At 70.9% G+C, this 19,088-nt stretch carries 19 protein-coding genes; 7 read left to right on the plus strand and 12 right to left on the minus strand.

All coding sequences use genetic code 11. The annotated features are described in order from the left end of the window. Positions 1-3 precede the first annotated feature (3 nt). The gene (gene tuf / locus SHK17_RS03840) at positions 4-1,197 is read left to right on the plus strand and encodes an elongation factor Tu (protein WP_172269841.1); all 1,194 of its coding nucleotides are present in this window, start codon (positions 4-6) and stop codon (positions 1,195-1,197) included. 107 nt (positions 1,198-1,304) lie between these two features. Next, positions 1,305-1,889 (plus strand): mismatch-specific DNA-glycosylase, encoded by a 585-nt coding sequence (locus tag SHK17_RS03845; protein ID WP_322921129.1) that lies wholly within the window; start codon positions 1,305-1,307, stop codon positions 1,887-1,889. Between the two features lie 13 nt (positions 1,890-1,902). Here SHK17_RS03845 and SHK17_RS03850 read toward each other — a convergent pair whose 3' ends face one another. Genes SHK17_RS03850 through SHK17_RS03900 form a run of 11 tightly spaced genes read right to left on the minus strand, consistent with a single transcriptional unit; the run spans position 1,903 to position 14,014 of the window. Further along, on the minus strand, positions 1,903-2,346 hold the full coding sequence (locus tag SHK17_RS03850) for a VOC family protein (RefSeq protein WP_172269845.1): 444 nt from the start codon (positions 2,344-2,346) through the stop codon (positions 1,903-1,905). A 9-nt stretch (positions 2,347-2,355) separates the two neighbouring features. Then, positions 2,356-2,805 carry an AraC family transcriptional regulator gene (locus SHK17_RS03855; RefSeq protein WP_322921130.1) on the minus strand — a complete coding sequence of 150 codons (450 nt, stop codon included), beginning with the start codon at positions 2,803-2,805 and terminating at the stop codon, positions 2,356-2,358. Then, positions 2,802-4,163, minus strand: coding sequence for a transaminase (locus SHK17_RS03860; RefSeq protein ID WP_322921131.1), 1,362 nt, complete (start codon positions 4,161-4,163; stop codon positions 2,802-2,804). Before SHK17_RS03860 ends, SHK17_RS03855 begins: the two co-directional genes overlap by 4 nt. Further along, positions 4,160-5,629: an NAD-dependent succinate-semialdehyde dehydrogenase gene (locus tag SHK17_RS03865; protein WP_405030396.1), complete on the minus strand. Its 1,470-nt coding sequence runs from the start codon at positions 5,627-5,629 to the stop codon at positions 4,160-4,162. Before SHK17_RS03865 ends, SHK17_RS03860 begins: the two co-directional genes overlap by 4 nt. 51 nt (positions 5,630-5,680) lie before the next feature. Continuing rightward, positions 5,681-7,033: a 4-aminobutyrate--2-oxoglutarate transaminase gene (gene gabT, locus SHK17_RS03870; protein WP_322921133.1), complete on the minus strand. Its 1,353-nt coding sequence runs from the start codon at positions 7,031-7,033 to the stop codon at positions 5,681-5,683. Then, positions 7,030-8,313, minus strand: a complete 1,284-nt coding sequence (locus tag SHK17_RS03875) for a saccharopine dehydrogenase family protein (RefSeq protein ID WP_322921134.1) — start codon at positions 8,311-8,313, stop codon at positions 7,030-7,032. Before SHK17_RS03875 ends, gabT begins: the two co-directional genes overlap by 4 nt. A 1-nt stretch (position 8,314) precedes the next feature. Continuing rightward, on the minus strand, positions 8,315-9,205 hold the full coding sequence (locus tag SHK17_RS03880; RefSeq protein ID WP_172269855.1) for an ABC transporter permease: 891 nt from the start codon (positions 9,203-9,205) through the stop codon (positions 8,315-8,317). A 10-nt stretch (positions 9,206-9,215) separates the two neighbouring features. Next, entirely contained in the window at positions 9,216-10,139 is a 924-nt protein-coding gene (locus SHK17_RS03885; protein ID WP_322424896.1) for an ABC transporter permease, read from the minus strand. A gap of 19 nt (positions 10,140-10,158) precedes the next feature. After that, on the minus strand, positions 10,159-11,259 hold the full coding sequence (locus tag SHK17_RS03890; RefSeq protein ID WP_172269857.1) for an ABC transporter ATP-binding protein: 1,101 nt from the start codon (positions 11,257-11,259) through the stop codon (positions 10,159-10,161). Position 11,260: 1 nt separating this feature from the next. Then, the gene (locus SHK17_RS03895; protein WP_322424895.1) at positions 11,261-12,511 is read right to left on the minus strand and encodes an ABC transporter substrate-binding protein; all 1,251 of its coding nucleotides are present in this window, start codon (positions 12,509-12,511) and stop codon (positions 11,261-11,263) included. 57 nt (positions 12,512-12,568) lie between these two features. Then, complete coding sequence (locus SHK17_RS03900; protein ID WP_172269861.1) at positions 12,569-14,014, minus strand: aminobutyraldehyde dehydrogenase; 1,446 nt, start codon at positions 14,012-14,014, stop codon at positions 12,569-12,571. A gap of 168 nt (positions 14,015-14,182) precedes the next feature. Here SHK17_RS03900 and SHK17_RS03905 point away from each other — a divergent pair, with 168 nt between their 5' ends. The 3 genes from SHK17_RS03905 to trmB all read left to right on the plus strand — a co-directional run bounded on the left by SHK17_RS03905 (position 14,183) and on the right by trmB (position 17,254). After that, on the plus strand, positions 14,183-14,641 hold the full coding sequence (locus SHK17_RS03905) for an Lrp/AsnC family transcriptional regulator (protein WP_172269863.1): 459 nt from the start codon (positions 14,183-14,185) through the stop codon (positions 14,639-14,641). Further along, positions 14,638-16,029 carry an aspartate aminotransferase family protein gene (locus tag SHK17_RS03910; protein ID WP_322921135.1) on the plus strand — a complete coding sequence of 464 codons (1,392 nt, stop codon included), beginning with the start codon at positions 14,638-14,640 and terminating at the stop codon, positions 16,027-16,029. The genes SHK17_RS03905 and SHK17_RS03910 overlap by 4 nt, the downstream gene beginning before the upstream one ends. Before the next feature lie 451 nt (positions 16,030-16,480). Continuing rightward, positions 16,481-17,254, plus strand: coding sequence for a tRNA (guanine(46)-N(7))-methyltransferase TrmB (trmB, locus tag SHK17_RS03915; RefSeq protein WP_322921136.1), 774 nt, complete (start codon positions 16,481-16,483; stop codon positions 17,252-17,254). Here trmB and SHK17_RS03920 read toward each other — a convergent pair. Further along, on the minus strand, positions 17,207-17,590 hold the full coding sequence (locus SHK17_RS03920) for a hypothetical protein (RefSeq protein WP_322921137.1): 384 nt from the start codon (positions 17,588-17,590) through the stop codon (positions 17,207-17,209). The genes trmB and SHK17_RS03920 overlap by 48 nt on opposite strands. A gap of 501 nt (positions 17,591-18,091) precedes the next feature. Between SHK17_RS03920 and rpsJ the strand changes: the two genes are divergently transcribed. Together rpsJ and rplC are read left to right on the plus strand one after the other, a co-directional pair. Beyond that, positions 18,092-18,400, plus strand: a complete 309-nt coding sequence (gene rpsJ / locus SHK17_RS03925) for a 30S ribosomal protein S10 (RefSeq protein ID WP_008360994.1) — start codon at positions 18,092-18,094, stop codon at positions 18,398-18,400. Positions 18,401-18,408: 8 nt separating this feature from the next. After that, positions 18,409-19,086, plus strand: coding sequence for a 50S ribosomal protein L3 (gene rplC, locus SHK17_RS03930; RefSeq protein ID WP_172269869.1), 678 nt, complete (start codon positions 18,409-18,411; stop codon positions 19,084-19,086). The last annotated feature ends 2 nt before the right edge of the window (positions 19,087-19,088 follow it).

Raw genomic sequence — 19,088 nt, forward strand, 5'->3', positions numbered from 1 at the left:
CCAGTGGCTAAGGCGAAGTTCGAGCGGACCAAGCCGCACGTCAACATCGGCACCATCGGTCACATCGACCACGGCAAGACGACGCTGACCGCGGCGATCACCAAGGTGCTGCACGACAAGTACCCGGACCTCAACGAGGCTTCGGCGTTCGACCAGATCGACAAGGCTCCCGAGGAGCGTCAGCGCGGCATCACGATCTCGATCGCGCACGTCGAGTACCAGACCGAGGTGCGCCACTACGCGCACGTCGACTGCCCCGGTCACGCCGACTACATCAAGAACATGATCACCGGCGCGGCGCAGATGGACGGCGCGATCCTCGTGGTCGCCGCCACCGACGGCCCCATGCCGCAGACCCGCGAGCACGTGCTGCTCGCCCGCCAGGTCGGCGTCCCCGCCCTGGTCGTGGCGCTCAACAAGTGCGACATGGTCGACGACGAGGAGCTCATCGAGCTCGTCGAGATGGAGGTGCGCGAGCTCCTCTCCGAGTACGAGTTCCCGGGCGACGACATCCCCGTGGTCCGCGTTGCCGCCTTCCCGGCGCTGCAGGGCGACGCCAAGTGGGGCGACTCGGTCGCCGAGCTCATGCAGGCCGTGGACGACTACATCCCGACCCCGGAGCGCGAGACTGACAAGCCCTTCCTCATGCCCGTCGAGGACGTCTTCACGATCACCGGTCGTGGCACCGTCATCACCGGTCGCATCGAGCGCGGCATCGTCAAGGTCAACGAGGAGGTCGAGATCATCGGCATCCGCGAGGGCTCGCAGAAGAGCACCGTCACCGGTGTCGAGATGTTCCGCAAGCTCCTCGACGAGGGCCAGGCCGGTGAGAACGTCGGTCTGCTCCTCCGTGGCACGAAGCGCGAGGACGTCGAGCGCGGCATGGTCGTGATCAAGCCGGGCACGACCACCCCGCACACGAACTTCGAGGCTTCGGTCTACATCCTCAGCAAGGACGAGGGCGGCCGTCACACGCCGTTCTTCAACAACTACCGCCCGCAGTTCTACTTCCGTACGACTGACGTGACCGGTGTTGTGACCCTGCCCGAGGGCACCGAGATGGTCATGCCGGGTGACAACACCGAGATGTCGGTGGAGCTCATCCAGCCCATCGCGATGGACGAGGGCCTGCGCTTCGCCATCCGCGAGGGTGGCCGCACGGTCGGCGCCGGCCGCGTCGTCAAGATCACCAAGTGATCACCGCCGGTCGCTGACCGGCACCCGCAGCACACCGAGACCCCGTCTCCCGTGAGGGAGGCGGGGTCTCGTGCGTCCGGCACCGTCGGCCACGGCAGGATGGGGCCATGGGGTTCACGAGGGCGGAGCTGGAGTCGTTCCGCGACGTCGAGGTGCCCGACCTGCTCCCCGCCCCCGGTGAGCCGCTGCGACTGCTCTTCGTCGGCATCAACCCGGGACTGTGGACGGCCGCCACGCAGACGCACTTCGCCCACCCGGGCAACCGCTTCTACCCGGCGCTGCTGCGCGCCGGCATCCTCGACGTGGCGGTCGACCAGGCCGCGGGCATGACCGAGGACGACCGTGACGCGCTCCGCCGACGCGGGATCGGGATCACGAACCTCGTCGCGCGCGCCACCGCCCGCGCCGACGAGCTCACCGCCGAGGAGCTGCGCGTCGGCGGCGAGCGGCTGCGGTCCCTCGTGGCGGAGCGGAGCCCACGGGTCGTGGCGGTCGCCGGGGTCACCGCCTACCGCACCGCCTTCGGCGAGCGCCGGGCGCAGGTCGGCGAGCAGCCGCGCTGGGGCACGTCGCAGGTCTTCGTGCTGCCCAACCCGTCGGGCCTCAACGCGCACGAGACGGTCGAGACGCTGGCGACGGCGTACGCCGTGGCGGCGCGCGCCGCCGGCGTGATCGCGACCCCGGCGCCGTGACGCGGCGGACCGATCAGCCCATGTCGACGCCCTCGAAGTCCTCGGGCGTGTAGTCGCGTCGCTCGACCAGCACCATCCAGTTGCCGGAGTTGTCGCGCATCAGCGCCTCGACGCCGTACGGGCGCTCCTCGGGCTCCTGGAGGAACTCCACGCCCTTGGCCCGGAGGTCCTCGTACGTCGCGCGGCAGTCGTCGACGTCCATGCCGATGCCGGGCAGCCCGCCCTCGTCCTGGGCGCGGTTCATCGCCTCGATGAGGTAGTCGGGGAGGGGGCCGCTCGGGGTGGTGAGGTGGAGGTGCACCTCGGGCTGCTTGGGGTGGTGGACGGTGCACCACCGGAAGTCGGGGCCGAGCTGGAGGTCGTCGCCGACCTCGAAGCCGAGGACGTCGGTGTAGAAGGCGAGGGACTCGTCGATGTCCTTCACCCAGACGGACAGGAGGGAGATGTTGGTGATCATGCCCCGAGCCTAGGAAGCGTCGGCGTCGTCCGGCTTCTCCTGCGTTGCGGAGCGCTCGACGAGCCCGGCCATGAACACGTAGCACCCGGGGATGCGGGGGTTGCCGCTGGCGGCGTACCTGCGCTGGAACGCGCTGGGGCTCTCGCCGACGATCTCGCGGAAGGTCGAGCTGAACGACCCGAGGCTGCTGTAGCCGACGGCGTGGCACACCTCGGTCACGGTGAGGTTCGCGGCGCGGAGCAGGTCCTGGGCGCGCTCGACGCGGCGCTGGGCCAGGTAGGCGGCCGGGGTGGTCCGGTAGGTCAGGGCGAACGAGCGCAGGAAGTGGAACCGGCTCATGCCCGCGAGGCTCGCGAGGTGGTCGAGGTCGAACGGCTCCGCGAAGTGCCGGTCGAGGTGGTCCCGCGCGCGGCGCAGGTGGATCAGCACGTCACCGGGGACGCGGCGCACCTCGCTCATCCGAGGAGCGCCTCCACGGCCCCGCGGAACACCGAGGTGTGGACGTCCACGTCGGCCTCGGTGTGGAAGGGGGAGAAGAGCGACATGTTGTGGAAGGGCGCGAGCAGCACCCCGCGGTTGACCGTCCAGAGGTGGAAGAACGCGTCGAGCTCCTCGTCGACCGCGGCGGCCGCCTCGGCGCCGGCCCTCGGCGGCGGGCAGAACCAGTACTCCGCGCGGCACCCGAGGCGCTGGACGTGCCAGGGCAGGTCGTGGGTGTCGATGACCTGCCGGATGCCGTCGGTGAAGCGCTCCGCGAGCGGGATGGCGACGTCGAAGTCCTCCTGGCGCAGCGCCGTGGACAGCGTCGCCCGCACGGCCGCCATGGCCAGCGCCGAGCCCGACAGCGTCCCGCCCACGCCGGCCACGTCGATGTCGTGGCCCAGCATCGGCCCCTCGAGGCGCTCGGCGACCTCGGCGCTCATGCCGTAGGCCGCGACCGGGATCCCGCCGCCGATCGGCTTGCCGATGACGACGAGGTCGGGCTCGAGGTCCCACGCCGCCGTGGCGCCGCCGGGACCGGCGCAGATGGTGTGGGTCTCGTCGTTGACGAGCAGGACGCCGTGCCGGCGGGTCACCTCCCGCACGCCGGCCAGGTAGCCCTCCTCGGGCAGGACGATGCCGATGTTGGTGAGCGCCGGCTCCATCAGCAGGCAGGCGACGTCGCCCTCGGCCAGTCGCGCGTCGAGCGCGTCGAGGTCGTTGAACGGCACCACCGCGGTGGTCACCGCGACGTCGACCTGCGGTCCCAGGGCGCCGGGCCGGGCGACGACCCGGTCGCCCGCGCGGCCGTGCGCCAGGACGGCCAGCGTCTCGTCGACGGTGCCGTGGTAGCACCAGTCCATCACCGCGATGCGCGGCCGGCCGGTGAGGTGCCGCGCGAAGCGTAGGACGAAGCGGTTGGCGTCGGTGGCCGTCATCGCCATCTGCCAGCGGGGCAGCCCGAATCGCCGGCTCAGCTCGGCGGCGACCCAGGCGGCGTCCGCGGAGGGCAGCATCGTGGTGATGCCGCGCTCGGTGCGCTCACGCACGGCCTCGGCGACGGCGGGCAGGCAGTGCCCGGTCATCGACCCGGTGTCACCGAGGCAGAGGTCGACGTGGTCGATGCCGTCCACGTCGGTGAAGCGGCCGCCGCCGGCCGACTCGACGAACAGCGGGAACGACCCGGGCCACCGGGTCATCCACGGCATCGGCACCCCGGCGAGCAGGTGCTCGCCCGCCTCGGCGGCCAGTCGCGCCGAGGTGGGGTGGAGCTCGACGAACCGCTCCTTCTCCTCGGCGTGCAGGGCGGCGAGCCGGGTCCGGTCGATGCCGGTCACAGGGCGCTGCCGACGTACTTGGTCTCGAGGTACTCCTCGATCCCCTCGAAGCCGCCCTCGCGCCCGAAGCCGGAGTGCTTCACGCCGCCGAACGGCGCGGCGGGGTTGGAGACGATGCCGGTGTTGACGCCGACCATGCCGAACTCCAGCGCCTCGCTGACCCGCAGCACCCGCGCGTGGTCGCGGGTGAAGACGTAGGCCACGAGGCCGTACTCGGTGTCGTTGGCGCGGCGCAGGGCCTCCTCCTCGTCGCGGAACGTCGACACGGGCGCCACGGGACCGAAGATCTCCTCGCGGAAGACGCGCGCCGAGGCGGGGACGTCGACCAGCACCGTGGGCGGGTAGAACCAGCCGGGACCCTCGGGGACGGCGCCGCCGACCAGCGCCCGGGCGCCGGTGGTCACCGCCTCGTCGACGAGCTCGTGGACGCCGGCGCGGGCCTTCTCGGTGATGAGCGGCCCGACGTCGACCCCGGCCTCGGTGCCGTCGCCGACCGTGAGGGCGCCCATCCGCTCGGCCAGCCGGCGGGAGAACTCCTCTGCCACCGACTCGTGCACCAGGAATCGGTTGGCCGACGTGCACGCCTCGCCGATGTTGCGCATCTTCGCGAGCATGGCGCCGTCGACGGCGGCGTCGAGGTCGGCGTCCTCGAAGACCACGAACGGGGCGTTGCCGCCCAGCTCCATGGAGACGCGGAGCAGCTGCTCGGAGGCCTGGCCGACGAGCACCTTGCCGACACCGGTCGAGCCGGTGAAGGTGAGCTTGCGCAGCCGCGGGTCGCGGATGATCGGCTCGCACACGCCGCCGGAGTCGGTGGTGGTGACGACGTTGAGGACGCCGGCCGGCAGGCCGACCTCCTCCAGCAGCGCCGCCAGGGCGAGCATCGTCAGTGGCGTCTCACCGGCCGGCTTGACGACCATCGTGCAGCCGGCGGCGATGGCGGGGCCGATCTTGCGGGTGCCCATCGCCAGCGGGAAGTTCCACGGCGTGATCATCAGCGTGGGACCGACCGGTGCCTTCATGGTGATGAGGCGGGTGCCGCCCGACGGCGCCTCGGAGTAGCGCCCGTGGATGCGCACCGCCTCCTCCGAGAACCACCGGAAGAACTCGGCGCCGTAGGTCACCTCGCCGCGCGCCTCGGCGAGGGTCTTGCCCATCTCGAGCGTCATCAACCGGGCGAAGTCGTCGGCGCGCTCGGTGAGCAGCTCGAAGGCGCTGCGCAGGACCTCGCCCCGGGCGCGGGGCTCGGTGGCCCGCCACTCCCGCTGGGCGTCGGCCGCTGCTGCGAGCGCCCGCCCGCCGTCGGCCGGCGTGGCGTCCGCGACGCGCGCCAGCACCCGCTCGTCGGCGGGGTTGGTCACCTCGAAGGTGCCACCTCCGGTGGCGTCGACCCACGCGCCGCCGATGAGCAGCTGGGTGGGCACCTTCTCGACCACGGTCTCGTCGTGGTCAGGGCGGTCAGTCACGGAAGCCATCCCTCCACCCTGCCACCGTCCGTCCCACCGCGCCCCGGCCCCTCACCGTGCGTCCTGCTCGAGGGACGCCTCGAAGGCGGCCTCGAAGATGTCGAGGCCCTCGGCGAGCAGGTCGTCGCCGATCGCGAGGGGCGGCAGGAAGCGGAAGACGTTGCCGAAGGTGCCGCAGGTCAGAGTGACCAGGCCCTCGGCGGAGCAGGCCCGGTGCACGGCGCCGGCCAGCGCCGCGTCGGGCGTACGACCGGGGCCGTCGGCGACCAGCTCGACCGCCAGCATGGCGCCGCGACCGCGGATGTCGCCGACCCGGTCGGGGTGCCGCTCGGCCAGCGCGCGCAGGCGCGGCAGGAAGGCCGCCTCGACCTCGCGTGCCCGACCGGGCAGGTCGGAGGCCTCCATCGTCTCGATGGCCGCGAGGGCGGCGGCGCACGCCACCGGGTTGCCGCCGTAGGTCCCGCCGAGGCCGCCGACGTGGACGGAGTCCATCACCTCGGCCCGGCCGGTGACGGCGGCGAGGGGGAGCCCGCCGGCCATGCCCTTGGCCGTCGTGAGGAGGTCCGGCACGACGTCCTCGTGGTCGCAGGCGAACCAGTCGCCGGTGCGCGCGAAGCCGGTCTGGATCTCGTCGGCGATGAGCAGGACGTCGTGCTCGCGGCACCAGTCGGCGACCCGGCGCAGCCAGCCCGGCGGCGGGACGATGAACCCGCCCTCGCCCTGGATCGGCTCGATGAGGACGGCCGCGCAGTTGTCCTCGCCCACCTGCGCGTGCACGGTCGACACGAAGGCGTCGAACGCCTCGTCGGCGCACGCCTCGGCGCCGCCCGGCCAGCGGTAGGGGTAGGCCATGGGGGCGCGGTAGATCTCGCCGGCGAACGGCCCGAAGCCGTGCTTGTAGGGCATGTTCTTCGCCGTCAGCGCCATCGTGAGGTTCGTCCGGCCGTGGTAGGCGTGGTCGAAGACGACGATCGCGTCGCGACCGGTGTGGTGGCGCGCGACCTTCACCGCGTTCTCCACCGCCTCGGCGCCGGAGTTGAACAGGGCGGAGCGCTTCTCGTACCCGCCGGGGGTGAGCTCGGCGAGCTTCTCGCAGACCGCGACGTACTCCTCGTAGGGAGTCACCATGAAGCAGGTGTGCGTGAAGTCGGCGACCTGGCGCTGGACGGCCTCGACCACCCGCGGGGCGGCGTTGCCGACCGTGGTGACCGCGATGCCGGAGCCGAAGTCGATCAGCTGGTTGCCGTCGACGTCGCGGAGGATGCCGCCGCCCGCCTGCTCGACGTAGACCGGGAGCGTGGTGCCGACGCCGGCGGAGACGCTCGCCAGCTTGCGGGCCTGCAGCGCCTGCGAGCGGGGGCCGGGGATCTCGGTGGCGAGGATGCGTTCCTGCGAGAGCGTCATGCCCGCTCCTCCATCGCCCACGCGGACCCGTAGCCCTCGGGCTTCGGGGCGGACAGCAGGTCGAGGAAGGGCTGGGGTGCCAGCGCCTCGGGACCGAGGACCCCGGTGCCCTTCCACGTGCCGTCGGACAGCAGCTCGAGGGCGACCACCGGGTTGATCGCGGTCTGCCAGACCACGCACTGGGCGCCGTAGTCGCGCATCGAGTCGGCGTTGTCGACCACGTGGTAGAGGTAGGTCGAGCGCGGCGCGCCGTCCTTGCCGGTGCCGGTGACGAGCACCCCGGCGCAGGTCTTGCCCTCCATGCGGGGACCGATCGTCGCCGGGTCGGGCAGGCACGCGGCGACCACGTCGCGCGGCGAGACCTGGACGCCCTTGACCGTCACCGGCTCGGTGGAGTCGAGGCCCAGCGTGTGGAGCGTGCGCAGGATGGCGATCATCTCCTCGCCCAGGCCGTACTTGAACGTCACGCGGTCGGCCTCGAGCCACCGCGGCATGAGGAGCACCTCCTCGTGCTCGACGTGCACGCACTCCACGGGGCCGATCCCCTCGGGGAAGTCGAAGACCTCCGGCTCGGAGAAGGGCGGCAGCACCGAGAATCCGGCCTCGAGGTCGCCGCCGCCCCGGGCCCGCTCCCACACCACGGGAGGGTTGAGGCACTCCTCGATGATCGTCCACATCGAGAAGCCCGGGGCGAAGACCTCGTTGCCGTCGTCGTCGCGGATCACCAGGTTGGCGCCGTCGCGCGTGCCGAGCTCGTCGATGTGGTCGAACAGCTCGTCGGCGGCGTAGCGGGCCAGCACGTCGGACAGGCCGGGCTCGACCCCGATCCCGAGCAGGGCCAGCCTCCCGGCCGACTCCCACTCGCCCGCGCGCGCGAACTGCTCGTCGCCGAGCTTGACCCCGACCTTCTCGAAGGGCGCGTCGGGGTCGCGCACGGACAGGCTCATCGCCATGTCGAGGTAGTCGGCGTCCGCGGCGAGGGCGCCGGTGAAGATCGGCATCACGAAGCGCGGGTCGACGGCGTTGAGGACGTGCGTGGCACCGACCTCCCGGGCCAGCGCGGTGACCGCCCCGGCGTCGGAGGCGTCCACCTGCGCCGCGGTGAAGCGCTGCTCGCCCTTACGCCGCTCGCGGGCCGCCGCGACCGTGCGCTCGGCGCGCGACGGGTCGTGGTCGGCGACCACCCACGCCTCGAAGAAGTCGCGCTCGACCGCGATCCGGGCGGCGGCGTCACCGACACCACCCGCTCCGATCATCAGCACCCGCATCGGCTCCGGCATCTCACTCCTCGACTCGGTTCTTGTACCTGGACGCCCGCACGGATCCCACGGCCTGCGCGCCAACGACGAGCAGGACGGCGAGCACGAACATGGAGAAGCCGATGACGTTGGCCTCGGCCGGGATGCCGCGACGGGAGGCGACGTAGACGAACTTGGGGAAGGTGTTCTCGTTGCCCGAGACGAAGTTCGTGATGATGAAGTCGTCGAACGACAGGGAGAACGCGAGCATGGCCGCGCCCAGGATCCCGGGCAGGATCAGCGGGAAGGTGATCTTCCAGAAGGTCTGCATCGGGCTGGCGTAGAGGTCCTGGGCGGCCTCCTCGATGCGCGGGTCCAGCGACTGGATCCGGGCCTTCACCGTGACCACCACGAAGCTCAGGCAGAACATGATGTGGGCGAACACGATCGTGCCGAAGCCCAGGTCGACGCCGATGTTGGCGAAGCCCTGCACGAAGATCGTCAGCAGGGCGGCGCCCATCACGATCTCGGGGGTGGCCATCGGCACGAAGATCAGCACGTTGCTGGCCGCCTTGCCGCGGAACCGGTAGCGGACCATCGCCAGCGCCATCAGCGTCCCGAGGACCGTGGCCACGAACGTGGAGATCGCACCGACCTGCAGCGAGGTCACCAGCGACTCGCAGGCCCCGGGCACCCCGCACGGGTCCTTCCAGTGCTCGAGCGTGAAGCCCTGCCACACGATGTTGGTCTTTCCGTGGTCGTTGAAGGAGAACGCGAACGTGTAGGCCACCGGCAGGAACAGGTAGAGCAGCACCAGGACCGCCGCGATGACCGCGAAGTGGTTGGCCAGCCACAGCTGCGCGCGCTTCGCCGCCGACGGGCGGTAGGCGGGGGAGTCCGCCGGAGGTGTGGGGGTCGTCCGGGACGTCGTCATCGTCGCCACCTCACACCAGCTCCTCGGTGCCGAAGCGGCGGACGTAGAGGAAGACCATGACGAGGATCGCCGCCATCAACGTGAACGACAGCGCCGCCGCGACGGGATAGCCGCCCGGGATGGCGAGGAACTGGTCGTTGATGACGTTGCCCACCATCTTCCCGCGCTGGGGGCCGAGGAGCTCCATGTTGACGAAGTCGCCGGCCGCCGGGATGAAGGTCAGCAGCGTCCCGGCCAGCACGCCCGGCATCGACATCGGCAGCGTCACGGTGCGGAAGGTCGTGAAGCCGTTGGCGTAGAGGTCCCCGCCGGCCTCGATGACGCGCGGGTCCGCGCGCTCCAGGGAGGCGTAGATCGGCAGCACCATGAACGGGAGGAAGTTGTAGGTCAGGCCGGCCACCACCGCGAACGGGGTGTTGATGATGTTGCCGCCGGGCAGCAGGTGCAGGAAGTTGAGGATCCCGGCCACCCAGCCCTCGTCGGCGAGGATCTGCGACCACGCGAAGGTGCGCAGGATGAACGAGGTGAAGAACGGCGCGATGACGCAGATCATCATCAGGTTGCGCCAGCGGCCGGCCTTGAACGCCATGGCGTAGGCGAGCGGGTAGGCGACCACGAACGCGAGCAGGGTCGCCAGCCCGGCGTAGAGGAACGACCGGGCGAAGTGCGGGGCGTAGTCGGTCAGCGCCCTGAGGTAGTTCTCGAAGTTCAGGTCGCGGTAGTAGTAGCCCGGGAAGCCGGGGTAGCGGCTCTGCAGGCTCACGGAGGCCAGCTGCACCAGCGGCAGCACGAAGAAGACGCCGAGCCACAGCGCCCCCGGCAGCAGGAGGAGGTACGCCGTCCAGCTGCGCCGGGTCGTCTCCGGCGCCGGCGCGGCCGGGTCCGGCGACCGGTCGACCGACGGGTCGCCCGCGACGTGGGCCAGCGCGCTCACGCGAGCTCCCGGGCGGTGCTCATGCGTCCTCCACCGGGACGCCGAACGCGTGGCCCGGGTTCCAGGTCAGCCAGACCTCGTCGCCCGGCCGGAGGTCGATCGGGTCGACGTCGAGGTTCTGCTCGTAGCAGCTCCAGGTGGTGCCGCTGGGCATGTCGACGAGGTAGCTGGTCGCCACGCCGAGGAAGGACACGTCGCGCACGACGCCCTTGACGTCGTTGCCGACGCCCTCGGGCTGCTTGCGTGAGACGGTCACCTTCTCCGGACGCACCCCGAAGAGCACGTCGCCGCCCTGCACCTGCGAGCGCGACGCGAGGATCTTGACCTTGGTGCCGAGGACGTCGGCGACGAGGTGGTCGCCGTCGGTGTCCTCCACGGTCCCCACCCCGGTGTTGGCCTGGCCGAGGAAGTTGGCGACGAAGCGGGTGCGCGGCAGGTCGTACAGCTGCTCCGGCGGGCCGAGCTGCTCGATGTGGCCCCGGTTCATCACCGCGACCGTGTCGGCCATGGTCATGGCCTCCTCCTGGTCGTGGGTGACGTGGATGAAGGTGAGCCCGACCTCGGTCTGGATGCGCTTGAGCTCCACCTGCATCTCGCGGCGCAGCTTGAGGTCGAGCGCGCCGAGGGGCTCGTCGAGCAGCAGCACCTCGGGGTGGTTCACCAGCGCCCGGGCCAGCGCGACCCGCTGCTGCTGGCCGCCGGACAGCTGCGCCGGCTTGCGCCCGGCGAACTGCGTCATCTGCACGAGCTCGAGCGCCTCGGCCGCGCGCGTGGTGGCGTCCTTGTCCTTGCGCCGCTTGGGGCCGAAGGCGACGTTGTCGCGGATGGTCAGGTGCGGGAAGAGCGCGTAGGACTGGAACACCGTGTTGACCGGACGCTCGTAGGGTCGCGAGCCGGTGAGGTCCGTGTCGCCGATCAGCACCCGGCCGGCGGTGGGCTGCTCGAGCCCGGCGACCATCCGCAGGGTGGTCGTCTTGCCGCAGCCCGAGGGGCCGAGCAACGCGAAGAAGGACCCCCGGGGGACCTGTAGGTCGATGTCGTCGACGGCGGTGAAGTCGCCGAAGCTCTTGGTGACGCTCTCGAGGCGGAGGTCGCCGCGCGCCTCCCGGAATCCGGCCATGTCAGTTCCCCATCACCTTCGTGGACCACAGGTCGGCGAACTCGATGTCCTCGTCGGCGTCGAGCACCCGGAACGACTGGACGTTGTTGTCGGCGATGAACTCGGCCGTGGGGAAGATCCACGGGCTCTCGGCGAGCTCGGGGTCGATCTTCTCCATCTCGGCCTGCGCGCCGTCGACGGGACAGACGTAGTTGACCCAGGCGGCGACCTGGGCCGCGACGGCCGGGTCGTAGTAGTAGTCCATCAGCCGCTGGGCGTTGCGCCGGTGCGTGGACGTGATCGGCACCATCATGTTGTCCGACCACAGCGTCCCGCCCGACTCGGGGATGGTGAAGGTCCAGCTCGGGTCGCCGGTGTCGAACGCGAGCACGAAGATGTCGCCGCTCCAGGTGATGCCTGCGACGGCGTTGCCGCTGGTGAGGTCCTCCATGTAGGAGTTGCCCTTCACCTTGCGGATGTAGCCCTCCTCGATCTTCTGCTCGATGAAGTCCAGCGCGCTCTCGAACTCGGCGCGGCCCCAGTCGCTCTCGATGTCGACGCCCTGCGACTGCATCACCAGCCCGGCGGTGTCGCGGAACTCCGAGAGCACGACGATGCGGCCCTTGAGGTCGTCGGTCCAGAGGTCGTCGAGCGTCTTGAGCTCGCGCCCGATCTTGTCGCGGTTGTAGCCGATGCCGGCGAAGCCGCTCTGCCAGGTGATGGAGTGCTGGCGGCCCGGGTCGAAGGACACGTCCTTCAAGGGCTGCAGCAGGTTGTTGACCACGTTGGGCATCTGGATGAGCTCCAGCGGCTGGCACAGCTGGTCACGGATGATGCGGGCCGCCATCCAGTCGGTCATCGTGATGATGTCGCGGTCGATGCTCTGGTCGGCGCGCAGCTGCGGGCCGATCTTGGCGTAGTAGGAGTCGTTGTCGTCGATGTCCTCGCTGTAGCTGACCTCGATGCCGGTCTTCTCGATGAAGGCCTCGAGCGTCGGCGACCGGGTCTCCTTGCCGTTCATGTCCAGGTAGGCCGTCCAGTTGGCCCACTTGAGGATCTTCTCCTCGTCGGAGACGTCCTGGGGGAGGTCGAGGCTGGCCGGGCCGCCGGACGGCGGGGCGGGCGGCGCGCAGGCGGTGAGAGCCAGCCCGCTACCGGCGGCCAGGCCGGTGCCGAGCAGCGCCCGGCGGCTCAGGCCCCCGCCGGTCGCCCGGGTGAGGGCGGCCGCAGGGGGTGACAGCTGGCGCCGTGCCCGGCGCGGGATGGGTGTCATGGTCTCAAGTCCTCCGCTCGGCCCCGAGTGGCTGTGGTCTGCGATGGTGCGGCGCGCTCAGCTCTCGATGTTGGCCATCACGTGCTTGATCCGGGTGTAGTCCTCGAAGCCGTACATCGACAGGTCCTTGCCGTAGCCGGACTTCTTGTAGCCGCCGTGCGGCATCTCGGCGACGAGCGGGATGTGGGTGTTGATCCACACGCAGCCGAAGTCGAGGGCCTTCGACATCCGCATCGCCCGGCCGAAGTCCCTGGTCCACACCGACGACGCCAGGCCGTAGTCGACGCCGTTGGCCCAGCGGACCGCCTCGTCCTCGTCGCTGAACCGCTGGACGGTGATGACGGGTCCGAAGATCTCGTGCTGGATCGCGTCGTCGTCCTGCCGCAGCCCGGAGAGCACGGTGGGCTCGAGGAAGTAGCCGTCGCCGAGGTCCGTACGCCGGTTGCCGCCGGCCGACACGGTCGCGTGCGAGGGGAGGTTCTCGATGAACCCGCTGACGCGCGCCAGCTGCGTGGCGTTGTTGACCGGCCCGAACAGCGCGTCCGCGTCGTCGGGGAGGCCGACCGGCGCGGAGGCGCGTGCGTAGTCGGACAGCGCGGCGACGAAGTCGTCGTGGATCCCCGGCGCCACCAGCACGCGGGTGGCGGCGGTGCAGTCCTGGCCGGCGTTGAAGTAGCCGGCGATCGCGATGCCCTCGACGGCGGCCTCGATGTCGGCGTCGTCGAAGACCACGACCGGTGCCTTGCCGCCCAGCTCGAGGTGGACGCGCGTGAGGTTGGGGGCGGCGCTGGCCGCGACCTCCGCACCCGCGCGCACCGAGCCCGTGATCGCCACCATGCCCGGGGTGGGGTGCTCGACGAGGAGGCGGCCGGTCTCGCGGTCGCCGGTGACCACGTTGAGCGTGCCGGCGGGGAGGAACTCCGAGGCGAGCTCGGCGAGGCGCAGCGTGCTCTCCGGCGTGGTGTCGCTCGGCTTGAGCACGACGGTGTTGCCGGCTGCCAGTGCGGGACCGATCTTCCACACCGCCATGAGCAGGGGGTAGTTCCACGGCGTGACCTGGCCGACGACGCCGATGGGCTCGCGCCGGATCCACGACGTGTGGCCGGCCATGTACTCGCCGGCGGCCTTGCCCTCGAGGACGCGCGCGGCGCCGGCGAAGAACCGCAGCTGGTCCACCATCGGCGGGATCTCCTCGCTCGCGGTGAGCGCCTTGATCTTGCCGGTGTTGGCCGACTCGAGGTCGATGAGCTCCTCGGCGTGCGACTCGACCGCGTCGGCGAGCTGGAGGAGCGCCTGCTGCCGCTCGCCGGGCGTCGTACGCCCCCACTCGCCGAAGGCCTTCCCGGCCGCCTCGTAGGCGGCGTCGACCTCCTCCGTCCCGCTGATCGGCGCCTGCGCCACGACCTGTCCCGTGGTGGGGTCCACGACGTCGCTCGTGGCTCCGGCCGTGCTGTCGACGAAGGTGCCGCCGATGAAGTTGCGCAACGTGCGTGGGCTGGTCACAGGATCCTCCCGGTCGGGTGCGGTGAGGGGAGACTAGGACGGGTGACGGGCCAATCTCCATAGCTGCGGGCAAAGAAACTGTCGGAAGCGCAGAATCAACGGCCACGAAATGCGGATTCCGCGTCGGTCGGCTTGCATCTCGGTCCCGCGGCACAGCACGATGTGGGCATGAGTGAGGGTCCTGTGCGGCTGGATGCGACGGCGAAGCGCATCATCGAGCTCCTCCAGGAGGACGGCCGGATCTCCTACGCGGCGATCGCGAAGGCCGTCGGCCTCTCCGAGGCCGCCGCCCGGGCCCGCGTGCAGAAGCTCCTCGACTCCGAGGTGATGCAGGTCGTCGCCGTCACCGACCCGACCCAGGTGGGGTTCACCCGCCAGGCGATGATCGGCGTCCGCACCGAGGGCGACCCGATGAAGGTGGGCGACCGTCTCGCGGAGGTCCGCGAGGTCGACTACGTCGTCACCACCGCCGGCAGCTTCGACCTCCTCGTCGAGGTGGTGTGCGAGGACGACCCGCACCTGCTCGAGGTCATCCGAACCGTCCGCGAGCTCGAGGGAGTCGTCTCCTCGGAGACCTTCGTCTACCTCAAGCTCAACAAGCAGCACTACAACTGGGGAACGCGATGAGCCAGCCGTCCAGCGACCACGAGTCCTTCGACTACCAGGCCGCCGGCCGCGACCACCTGTGGTTGCACTTCACCCGGCACTCGACCTACGAGAAGGGCGGCGAGATGCCGCTCATCGTCAAGGGCGAGGGGCACAAGATCTGGGACAGCCACGGCCGCGAGTACATCGACGGCCTGGCCGGCCTCTTCGTCGTGCAGGTCGGCCACGGCCGCGACGAGCTGGCCGAGGCGGCGGCGAAGCAGGCCAAGGAGCTTGCGTTCTTCCCGCTCTGGTCCTTCGCCCACCCCCGCGCCGTCGAGCTCGCCGACCGGATCGCCGCGATGGCGCCGGGCGACCTCAACCGCGTCTTCTTCACCACCGGCGGCGGCGAGGCCGTCGAGTCCGCCTGGAAGCTCGCCAAGCAGTACTACAAGCTCACCGGCAAGCCCAACAAGCACAAGGTCATCTCCCGCGCGGTGGCCTACCACGGCACCCCGCAGGGCGCGCTCTCCATCACCGGCATCCCGCCGCTGAAGGAGATGTTCGAGCCGCTCGTCCCCGGTGCCCACAAGGTGCCCAACACCAACTTCTACCGTCGGCCCGAGTTCGTGGGCGACGACGAGAAGGCGTTCGGCCGGTGGGCCGCCGACCGCATCGCGGAGGCCATCGAGTTCGAGGGCCCCGACACCGTCGCCGCCGTCTTCCTCGAGCCGGTGCAGAACGCCGGCGGCTGCTTCCCGCCGCCGCCCGGCTACTTCGAGCGGGTGCGCGAGATCTGCGACCAGTACGACGTCCTGCTCGTCTCCGACGAGGTCATCTGCGCGTTCGGCCGGGTCGGGGAGATGTTCGGCGCGTCCGAGTTCGGCTACCAGCCCGACATCATCACGTGCGCGAAGGGCATGACGTCCGGCTACTCGCCGATCGGCGCCATGATCGCCAGCGACCGGCTCTTCGAGCCGTTCCGCACCGGCACCACCGCCTACGCCCACGGCTACACCTTCGGCGGCCACCCCGTGTCGTCCGCGGTCGCCATGGCCAACCTCGACATCTTCGAGCGCGAGGGCCTCACCGAGCACGTCCAGCGCAACGCCCCGGCGTTCCGCTCCACGCTGGAGAAGCTGCTCGACATCCCCATCGTCGGCGACGTCCGCGGCCACGGCTACTTCTACGGCATCGAGCTGGTCAAGGACCGCGAGACCAAGGAGACCTTCGACGACGCCGAGTCCGAGCGGCTGCTGCGCGGCTACCTCTCCGGGGCGCTGTGGGAGGCCGGCCTCTACTGCCGCGCCGACGACCGGGGCGACCCGGTCATCCAGCTCGCGCCGCCCCTCATCATCGGCCAGCCGGAGTTCGACGACATCGAGCAGCGGCTGCGCTCGGTGCTGACGGGGGCGCTGGCGCACCTCTAGATGGCGCTCGCTTCGCTCGCGCGTGCTGTGCTGGATGGCTCGCTCCGCTCGCGTGCTCGGCGCCCCTGGGGGCGCTGTCTTCCCTCCTCGGCTTGCTCGCTGCGCTCGCGTCGCTCGTCAGTCCAGACATCGCCGGGCGCCGAGCCTCCAGATCGTCTGACCTCGGGGCTCGCCACGCTCGCTGCGCCACGGGTGAGGTCGTGCGCGATCGCCTCAGCCCACGCGCTCGGCGCCCGACGTCGTCTGGACTGACGAGCGAGCAAGCGTGACGAGCGCAGCGAGGCAGCGCCGCCGAGCGAGGAGGGAAGACGACGTCTTCCAGGGCGCCGAGCACGACGAGCGAAGCGAGCCAATCAGCACCGTCCCCCGCACGAGGCGGCCGGGTCGCGAGCCGGACGAGCAACCCGTCTCCCGATGTGCGCAGCGCCGAGCGTGCGGCGACAATGGTCCCGTGACCGACGTACGCCCCGCCCGACCGCACCTCAAGCTCACCGAGGACGGGCGGCGGATGCGGGAGGTGCTGACCTACTCGCGCCGCGGCAACCGGTTCACCCCGCGGCAGGCCGAGGCGTGGGCGGCGCACCAGGCGGACTGGGTGATCCCCGACGAGGCCGTCGACCGGCCGGACTTCTCGCTGGTGGAGTACTTCGGCCGCGAGGCGCCCCTGATCGTGGAGATCGGCCCGGGAGTCGGGGAGGCGACCGCCGTGCTGGCCGCGGCGCGCCCCGACCACAACGTCCTGGCGCTGGAGGTGTGGCGTCCCGGCGTAGCCGACTCGCTGTGGCGGGTCGCGGAGGCGGGCGCCGACAACGTGCGGTTCTGCTCGGTGGATGCCGTGTGGACCCTGGAGCAGCTGATCCCGCCCGCCGGCCTCGCCGAGCTGTGGACGTTCTTCCCCGACCCGTGGCGCAAGACCAAGCACCGCAAGCGGCGCCTGGTCAACCCGGCCAACGCGGCCCTCGCCTCCTCGCGGCTCGTGCCGGGCGGTGCCTGGCGGCTGGCCACCGACTGGGGGGACTACGCCGAGCAGATGCAGGACGTCCTCGACGCCGAGCCGACCCTCGAGGGCGGCCGGGTCGAGCGCTGGGCCGAGCGGCCGGTGACCCGGTTCGAGCGCAAGGGGGTCGAGGTGGGACGCGAGATCAGCGACTTCCTCTACCGGCGCACCACCGACGGATCAGTCGAGGGACAGCCCGGCCTCGCGGAGCAGGTGCTCGAGGCGTAGCCGCTCCGCCTCCCGGTCGGTGCCCTCCGGCACCTCGCTGAGGGTGTCGGGCACGCCGAGGCACGCGGCCGCCTGCAGGAGCAGGTCCTCGTACGCCGCCCGGGTGCCGCGCCGGCGCGCCATCGTCGTGCCGGGGGCGGGCGCGAGGACCTCGGCGCGGACCCGGCGCAGCGACCGGGCCAGGTCCTCGATCGCGGGACCGGCCGGGGTCGGCGGGGGAGGGGACACCCGGTCCTGCACGCGTCGCCAGGCGCTGCGGACGCGGTCGCACCAGACCACGGCCGCCCCGGCGCCCAGCAGCACGGCGAGGAGGAGGGCGTCGACCGGCCCGGTCATCCCTCGACGGTAGGTCGGCCCCGACACCGGCACAAGAGGTCCCGCCCGGACGTGTCGACGAGGTCCCGAGGAGGTGCGGCGGGAGTCGCGACGTACGCTTTCCACAGGCGCCCGCCACCGCGGGGAGGGTGCGGGTCGGCCTCCCGCCACTGCGATTTGGCGTGGGCAGGCGGAGTCTGTCAAGATGTTCCGGTTGCTCCGGCGGGTCGCCGGGGTGCGGCACACCTTGACTTCTGAATCGCGTCTCCTTTGATCGAGCCAGTCGTCTGTGTGCGCCGCACCGGATCGAGAACTCTTGATCGGAGACCCGACCAGATCCGACGACCGTCGGGTGCCACCCAGAGCAGTACCGCTTCCCCACGGGGTCGTGTCACGAGTAACCAGCGCGACACGCCCGACCGCGGGGGTCGGAGGGTGGAGGAGAGACAGGCGGTGCTCGCCCAACGGGGGCTGAGCGCCGAGAGACCAGGCGTACGAGATCGAAGAGGACGAGAGAGACCTATGGCGGGACAGAAGATCCGCATCAGGCTCAAGGCCTATGACCACGAGGTGATCGACACCTCGGCGCGGAAGATCGTGGACACCGTCACCCGTACGGGTGCCAAGGTCGCCGGCCCTGTGCCGCTGCCGACCGAGAAGAACGTGTACTGCGTGATCCGCTCGCCCCACAAGTACAAGGACTCCCGCGAGCACTTCGAGATGCGCACCCACAAGCGCCTGATCGACATCATCGACCCGACGCCGAAGACCGTCGACTCGCTGATGCGTCTCGACCTGCCTGCCGGTGTCGACATCGAGATCAAGCTCTGAGGCGCGACATGGCAAAGACTTTCGAACGCAACGTCAAGGGACTGCTGGGCACCAAGCTCGGCATGACCCAGCTCTGGGACGAGAACAACCGCGTCGTCCCCGTGACCGTCATCGCGGCGAGCACCAACGTGGTGACCCAGGTCCGCCAGCCCGAGGTGGACGGCTACAACGCCATCCAGGTCGGCTACGGCGAGATCGAGGCCCGCAAGGTCAACTCGCCCGAGGCCGGTCACTTCACCAAGGCCGGTGTCACCCCGCGTCGTCACGTGGCGGAGATCCGCACCGCTGACGCCTCCGCCTACACCGTGGGCCAGGAGATCGGCGTCGACACCTTCGCCGCCGGCGAGGAGATCGACGTCACCGCCACCAGCAAGGGCAAGGGCTTCGCCGGTGTCATGAAGCGTCACGGCTTCCACGGCGTCTCCGCCTCGCACGGTGCCCACCGCAACCACCGCAAGCCCGGCTCGATCGGCGCCTGCGCCACCCCGGGTCGCGTGTTTAAGGGAACCCGCATGGCGGGCCGCATGGGCAACGACACGGTCACCACCCAGAACCTGACGGTGCACGCCGTCGACGCCGACAAGGGCCTCATCCTGCTCAAGGGCGCCGTTCCCGGCCCCAAGGGTGGCCTCGTGGTCCTCCGCTCGGCCGCCAAGAGCTCCGCTGTCACTGGCAAGGAGGCCTGAGC

The sequence above is a fragment of the Nocardioides renjunii genome (genome assembly GCF_034661175.1).
Classification (GTDB): domain Bacteria; phylum Actinomycetota; class Actinomycetes; order Propionibacteriales; family Nocardioidaceae; genus Nocardioides; species Nocardioides renjunii.